Genomic DNA, 7198 nt, shown 5'->3' on the forward strand with positions numbered 1-7198 from the left:
CCGATGCCGAAAGAACGCCGGCAGCCGGTGGGCGCCTGACGCGCGCACCGGCAACCGACATGTGGAGAGGAGCCCTGACCCAGGGTGAGCACCAAGCCGACCACCACAGACCTTGAGTGGACCGAGCTGGACCAGCGGGCCGTAGACACGGCCCGCGTCCTGGCCGCCGATGCCGTACAGAAGGTCGGTAACGGCCATCCGGGTACGGCGATGAGCCTGGCGCCTGCCGCCTACACCCTCTTCCAGAAGGTGATGCGGCACGACCCGTCGGACGCGAACTGGGTCGGGCGCGACCGTTTCGTGCTGTCCGCCGGCCACTCGTCCCTGACTCTCTACACCCAGCTGTACCTGGCCGGCTTCGGCCTGGAGCTGGACGACCTGAAGTCCTTCCGCACCTGGGGTTCGAAGACCCCCGGCCACCCGGAGTACGGGCACACCACCGGCGTGGAGACCACGACCGGTCCGCTCGGCCAGGGTGTCGCCAACGCGGTGGGCATGGCGATGGCCGCCCGCTACGAGCGCGGTCTGTTCGACCCGGAGGCCGCCCAGGGCGAGTCGCCGTTCGACCACTTCATCTACTGCGTCGCCGGTGACGGCTGCCTCCAGGAGGGCATCTCCGCCGAGGCGTCCTCGATGGCCGGCCACCAGAAGCTCGGCAACCTGATCCTGCTGTGGGACGACAACCACATCTCGATCGAGGGCGACACCGAGACAGCCGTCTCCGAGGACACGGTCAAGCGTTACGAGGCGTACGGCTGGCACGTCCAGCGGGTCGCCCCCAAGCCCGACGGCGACCTGGACCCGAACGCGATCTACGACGCGATCGAGGCCGCCAAGAAGGTCACCGACCGGCCGTCCTTCATCGCCATGCGCTCGATCATCGCCTGGCCCGCGCCGAACGCGCAGAACACCGAGGCCGCGCACGGCTCGGCGCTCGGCGACGACGAGGTCGCGGCCACCAAGCGCGTCCTCGGCTTCGACCCGGAGAAGTCCTTCGAGGTCTCCGACGAGGTCCTCGCGCACACCCGCGGCGCCCTGGAGAAGGGCGAGGCGGCCCGTGCCGTCTGGGAGAAGTCCTACCAGCAGTGGCGGGACAACAACCCCGAGCGCGCCGCCGAGTACGACCGGATCGCCAAGGGCGAGCTGCCCACCGGCTGGGAGGAGAAGATCCCGGTCTTCGAGACCGGCAAGGGTGTCGCCACCCGTGCCGCCTCCGGCAAGGTCCTCCAGGCGCTGGGCGCGGTCATCCCCGAGCTGTGGGGCGGCTCCGCCGACCTGGCCGGCTCGAACAACACGACGATCGACAAGACGTCGTCGTTCCTGCCCGAGGGCAACCCGCTGCCCGAGGCCGACCCGTACGGGCGCACGATCCACTTCGGCATCCGCGAGCACTCCATGGGCGCGGAGATGAACGGCATCGCGCTGCACGGCAACACCCGCGTCTACGGCGGCACCTTCCTGGTGTTCTCCGACTACATGCGCAACGCCGTCCGGCTCTCCGCGCTGATGCACCTGCCGGTGACGTTCGTGTGGACGCACGACTCCATCGGTCTCGGCGAGGACGGCCCGACCCACCAGCCGGTCGAGCACCTGGCCTCGCTGCGCGCCATCCCGGGCCTGAACGTGGTCCGCCCGGCCGACGCCAACGAGACCGCCGTCGCCTGGCGCGAGATCCTCCGCCGCTGGACGAAGGAGTACGGCAAGGGCCAGCCCACCGGCCTCGCCCTCAGCCGCCAGGGTCTGCCGACCTACGAGGCCAACGACGACGCGGCCAAGGGCGGCTACGTGCTGTTCGAGGCCGAGGGCGGCGAGCCGCAGGTGGTGCTCATCGCCACCGGTTCCGAGGTGCACGTCGCCGTCGAGGCGCGCGAGCAGCTCCAGGCCGACGGTGTCCCGACCCGGGTGGTCTCCATGCCGTCCGTCGAGTGGTTCGAGCAGCAGGACCAGGGGTACCGGGACAGCGTCCTGCCCCCGTCCGTGCGCGCCCGCGTCGCGGTCGAGGCCGGGATCGGACTGACCTGGCACCGTTACGTCGGGGACGCCGGCCGCATCGTTTCCCTGGAGCACTTCGGTGCTTCCGCCGACGGCAAGGTGCTCTTCCAGGAGTTCGGCTTCACTGCCGGGAACGTCGTCGAGAAGGCGCGGGAATCCCTCGCCGCCGCGCAGCGCTGACGCCCGTACAACGACACGTAGGAGATGCATTTTCCATGACAGACGCACTCAAGCGCCTCTCCGATGAAGGCGTCGCGATCTGGCTGGACGACCTGTCGCGCAAGCGGATCACGTCCGGCAACCTCGCCGAGCTGATCGACCAGCAGCACGTCGTGGGCGTCACCACCAACCCGTCGATCTTCCAGAAGGCGATCTCCCAGGGCGACGGCTACGACCTGCAGCTGTCCGACCTGGCCGCCCGCCGGGTGACCGTCGAAGAGGCCATCCGCATGATCACGACGGCGGACGTCCGCGACGCCGCCGACATCCTGCGCCCGGTCTACGACAACACGGGCGGCAAGGACGGCCGCGTCTCCATCGAGGTCGACCCGCGCCTGGCGCACAACACCAAGGCGACGGTCGCCGAGGCCAAGCAGCTCGCGTGGCTGGTCGACCGCCCCAACACGCTCATCAAGATCCCGGCGACCGAGGCCGGCATCCCGGCGATCGCCGAGGTCATCGGCCTGGGCATCAGCGTCAACGTCACGCTGATCTTCTCCCTGGAGCGTTACCGCAAGGTCATGGACGCCTTCCTGACCGGCCTGGAGAAGGCCAAGGAGCGCGGCCTCGACCTGTCCGACATCCACTCCGTGGCGTCCTTCTTCGTCTCCCGTGTCGACACCGAGATCGACAAGCGGATCGACAAGCTGGGCACCGACGAGGCCAAGGCGCTGCGCGGCAAGGCCGCCGTCGCCAACGCCCGCCTCGCCTACCAGGCGTACGAGGAGATCTTCTCCGGCGAGCGCTGGGAGGCCCTGGAGAAGGCCGGCGCCAACAAGCAGCGTCCGCTGTGGGCGTCGACCGGCGTCAAGGACAAGGCGTACAGCGACACGATGTACGTCACCGACCTGGTCGCCCCGAACACCGTGAACACCATGCCGGAGGCGACGCTGTTCGCCACCGAGGACCACGGTGAGATCAAGGGCGACACCGTTTCCGGCACCTACGAGCAGGCCCGCGCCGACCTCGACGCGGTCGAGGCGCTCGGCATTCCGTACGACGAGATCGTCCAGCTCCTGGAGGACGAGGGCGTACAGAAGTTCGAGGAGTCCTGGAACGACCTGCTGAAGTCGACCGAGGCCGAGCTCCAGCGCCTCGCCCCCTCGGAGGGCTGAGATCCTTGTCGAGCAGCAACCCGCTGCGTGACCCCGCAGACCGACGGCTCCCGCGCATCGCGGGGCCGTCGGGTCTGGTCATCTTCGGCGTCACCGGCGATCTGTCCCGCAAGAAGCTCATGCCGGCCGTGTACGACCTCGCCAACCGCGGGCTGCTGCCGCCGGGCTTCTCGCTCGTCGGCTTCGCACGCCGCGACTGGGAGCACGAGGACTTCGCACAGGTCGTGCACGACGCCGTCAAGGAGCACTCCCGTACGCCGTTCCGCGAGGAGGTCTGGCAGCAGCTCATCCAGGGGATGCGCTTCGTCCAGGGCACCTTCGACGACGACGACGCCTTCGAGCGGCTGCGCTCCACCATCGAGGAACTGGACCGGGCTCAGGGCACGGGCGGCAACTTCGCCTTCTACCTCTCCGTGCCGCCGAAGTCGTTCCCCGTGGTGATCCAGCAGCTGAAGAAGCACGGGCTCGCCGACCAGAACGACGGCTCCTGGCGCCGCGCGGTCATCGAGAAGCCCTTCGGCCACGACCTGAAGTCGGCCGAGGAGCTGAACTCCCTCGTCCACGAGGTCTTCGCCCCGGACCAGGTCTTCCGCATCGACCACTACCTGGGCAAGGAGACGGTCCAGAACATCCTGGCGCTGCGCTTCGCCAACACGATGTTCGAGCCGATCTGGAACCGGTCCTACGTCGACCACATCCAGATCACCATGGCCGAGGACATCGGCATCGGCGGCCGCGCCGGCTACTACGACGGCATCGGCGCCGCCCGCGACGTCATCCAGAACCACCTGCTCCAGCTGCTCGCGCTGACCGCGATGGAGGAGCCCGCCTCCTTCGACGCCGACGCGCTCGCCGCGGAGAAGACCAAGGTGCTGGGCGCGGTCCGGCTCCCCAAGGACCTGGGCCGGGACACCGTCTTCGCCCAGTACGCGGCGGGCTGGCAGGGCGGCGAGAAGGCCGTCGGCTACCTCGAAGAGGACGGCATCGACCCGGGGTCGAAGACCGACACCTATGCCGCGATCCGGGTGGGCATCGACAACCGCAGGTGGGCGGGTGTCCCGTTCTACCTGCGGACCGGCAAGCGCCTGGGCCGCCGCGTCACCGAGATCGCGGTGGTGTTCCAGCGCGCCCCGCACTCCCCCTTCGACCAGACGGCCACCGAGGAACTCGGCTCGAACGCGATCGTCATCCGCGTCCAGCCCGACGAGGGCGTCACCGTCCGCTTCGGTTCCAAGGTGCCGGGCACGTCGATGGAGATCCGGGACGTGTCGATGGACTTCGCCTACGGCGAGTCCTTCACGGAGTCCAGCCCCGAGGCGTACGAGCGGCTGATCCTGGACGTCCTCCTCGGCGACGCCAACCTCTTCCCGCGCACGGAGGAGGTCGAGCTGTCCTGGAAGATCCTCGACCCGATCGAGGAGTACTGGGACACCCACGGCACCCCCGCGCAGTACCCCTCCGGTACCTGGGGACCCGTCGAGGCGGACGAAATGCTTCAGCGAGACGGACGGAGCTGGCGCCGGCCATGAAGACCGACCTCACGGACACCACGGCCAGCAAGATCAACAAGGCGCTGGTGCAGGGCCGCCGCGCGATCGGCACCCCGGCCGTCGGCATGGTCCTCACCCTCGTCATCGTCACCGACGAGGAGAACGCCTACGACGCGCTGAAGGCCGCGAGCGACGCCGCGCACGAGCACCCCTCGCGCACGCTCCTGGTCATCAAGCGCGTCTCCCGCTCCCCCCGCGACCGCACGCGGTCCCGCCTCGACGCCGAGGTCCGCCTCGGCGCCGACGCCGGGACCGGCGAGACCATCGTCCTGCGGCTCTACGGCGACGTCGTGGACCATGCGCAGTCGGTGGTCCTGCCGCTGCTGCTGCCCGACGCCCCGGTCGTCGTGTGGTGGCCGGTGAACGCCCCGCTGGACCCGGCCAAGGACCCGCTGGGTGCCCTGGCCCAGCGCCGCGTCACCGACACCTACGCCTCCGAGGAGCCGGTGAAGGAGCTGGCGGCCCGCGCGGGCGCCTACGCTCCCGGCGACACCGACCTGTCCTGGACCCGCATCACGCCGTGGCGCTCGATGCTGGCGGCGGCCCTGGACCAGGTCGACTGCGAGGTGCAGGGCGTCGAGGTGGAGGGCGAGGAGTTCAACCCGAGCTGCGAGCTGCTCGCGATGTGGCTCGCGGACCGCCTCGACGTCCCCGTGAAGCGGACGCACTCCGCCGGGCCCGGCCTCACGGCCGTCCGGATGGAGACGGACTGCGGGCCGATCGCCCTGGACCGGGCCGACGGCACGCTGGCCCACCTCTCCATCGAGGGCCAGCCGAACCGCGCGGTGGCGCTGAAGCGCCGGGACACCGCCGAGCTGATCGCGGAGGAACTGCGGCGGCTCGACCCGGACGACACGTACGCCTCGGCGCTGCGGTTCGGGGTGGGACGGCTCTCGGACACCGGCGGCTCGGCGGCGCCGGCCGGCCCGGCCAAAGGAGACGCCCCGAAAGCCGGCGCGGTCCCCGCTCCCGTCGGGACGGCTGCGAAAGCACCCGCGAAGGACGCGGCGCAGGCGGCACCGGTGAAGAAGGGAGCGGCGAAGTGAGCACGTACACGCCCCAGCTCGTGGTCCACCGCGACAAGGAGCTGATGGCCCAGGCCGCCGCGGCCCGGCTGATCACCAAGGTCGTGGACGCGCAGGCCTCCCGGGGCCACGCCTCCGTGGTGCTGACCGGCGGGCGCAACGGCAACGGACTGCTGGCCGCGCTGGCCGCGTCGCCCGCCCGGGACGCCGTGGACTGGGCGCGCCTGGACCTGTGGTGGGGCGACGAGCGGTTCCTGCCCGAGGGCGACCCGGAGCGCAATGTCACGCAGGCCCGCGAGGCCCTGCTGGACTCGGTGGGCCTGGACCCGAAGCGCGTGCACGCGATGCCGGCCTCCGACGGCCAGTACGGCTCCGACGTGGACGCCGCCGCGGCGGCCTACGCCGAGGAGCTGGCCCAGGCGGCCGGTCCGGAGAACCACGCCCCCGTGCCGAGCTTCGACGTCCTGCTTCTCGGCGTCGGCCCGGACACGCACGTCGCCTCGCTCTTCCCGGAGCTGCCGGCGGTGCGCGAGACCGAGCGGACGGTGGTCGGCGTCCACGGCGCCCCCAAGCCGCCGCCGACCCGGGTCACGCTGACCCTGCCGGCGATCCGCGCGGCCCGCGAGGTGTGGCTGCTCGCGGCCGGCCAGGACAAGGCGGAGGCCGCGGCCATCGCCCTGTCGGGCGCGGGCGAGATCCAGGCCCCGGCGGCGGGTGCGCGGGGCCGCGCCCGCACGCTGTGGCTGCTGGACTCCGCGGCGGCCTCGCAGCTGCCGCGGTCGCTGTACCCGCCGGCCTCGGCCTGACCGCACGCCGGACCCCCGCACACCCACGGTGTGCGGGGGTCCGGCGTTTTCCCCCGGGCCGCTACTTCCGGCCGCGCAGCTCCCGGTACGCGCCGACCAGCGCCTCGGTGGACGGGTCGAGGCCGGGGACGTCGGCGCCCTCGGTCAGGGCGGGTTCGACGCGCTTGGCGAGGATCTTGCCGAGTTCGACGCCCCACTGGTCGAAGGAGTCGATGTCCCACACGGCGCCCTGTACGAACACCTTGTGCTCGTAGAGCGCGATGAGCTGGCCGAGGACGGACGGCGTCAGCTCGGCGGCGAGCAGGGTGGTCGTGGGGTGGTTGCCCTTGAACGTCCTGTGCGGCACCAGTTCCTCCGCGACGCCCTCGGCGCGGACCTCGTCGGGGGTCTTGCCGAAGGCGAGGGCCTGGGTCTGGGCGAAGAAGTTGGCCATCAGCAGGTCGTGCTGGGCGGCGAGCCGCTCGTCCAGCTCGCCGACCGGGCGGGCGAAG

Annotated in this window: 5 protein-coding genes and 1 pseudogene; 5 read left to right on the plus strand and 1 reads right to left on the minus strand. The window is 71.0% G+C overall.

Going from position 1 to position 7198, the window contains the following annotated elements:
* Positions 1–84: 84 nt before the first annotated feature.
* Genes tkt through pgl form a run of 5 tightly spaced genes read left to right on the plus strand, consistent with a single transcriptional unit; the run spans position 85 to position 6707 of the window.
* Positions 85–2172 (plus strand): transketolase, encoded by a 2088-nt coding sequence (gene tkt, locus UW392_RS38000; RefSeq protein WP_320779794.1) that lies wholly within the window; start codon positions 85–87, stop codon positions 2170–2172.
* Between the two features lie 35 nt (positions 2173–2207).
* Positions 2208–3326 carry a transaldolase gene (gene tal, locus UW392_RS38005; protein WP_320779795.1) on the plus strand — a complete coding sequence of 373 codons (1119 nt, stop codon included), beginning with the start codon at positions 2208–2210 and terminating at the stop codon, positions 3324–3326.
* The gene (gene zwf, locus UW392_RS38010) at positions 3323–4855 is read left to right on the plus strand and encodes a glucose-6-phosphate dehydrogenase (RefSeq protein WP_320779800.1); all 1533 of its coding nucleotides are present in this window, start codon (positions 3323–3325) and stop codon (positions 4853–4855) included. The genes tal and zwf overlap by 4 nt, the downstream gene beginning before the upstream one ends.
* The gene (opcA, locus tag UW392_RS38015) at positions 4852–5922 is read left to right on the plus strand and encodes a glucose-6-phosphate dehydrogenase assembly protein OpcA (RefSeq protein WP_320779796.1); all 1071 of its coding nucleotides are present in this window, start codon (positions 4852–4854) and stop codon (positions 5920–5922) included. The genes zwf and opcA overlap by 4 nt, the downstream gene beginning before the upstream one ends.
* Positions 5919–6707, plus strand: a complete 789-nt coding sequence (gene pgl, locus UW392_RS38020) for a 6-phosphogluconolactonase (protein ID WP_320779797.1) — start codon at positions 5919–5921, stop codon at positions 6705–6707. The genes opcA and pgl overlap by 4 nt, the downstream gene beginning before the upstream one ends.
* A gap of 61 nt (positions 6708–6768) precedes the next feature.
* Here the strand turns inward: pgl and UW392_RS38025 are convergent.
* Positions 6769–7198 (minus strand): annotated as a pseudogene (locus UW392_RS38025) (glucose-6-phosphate isomerase); the annotation flags it as partial.

Source organism: Streptomyces sp. CRN 30 (genome assembly GCF_034105845.1).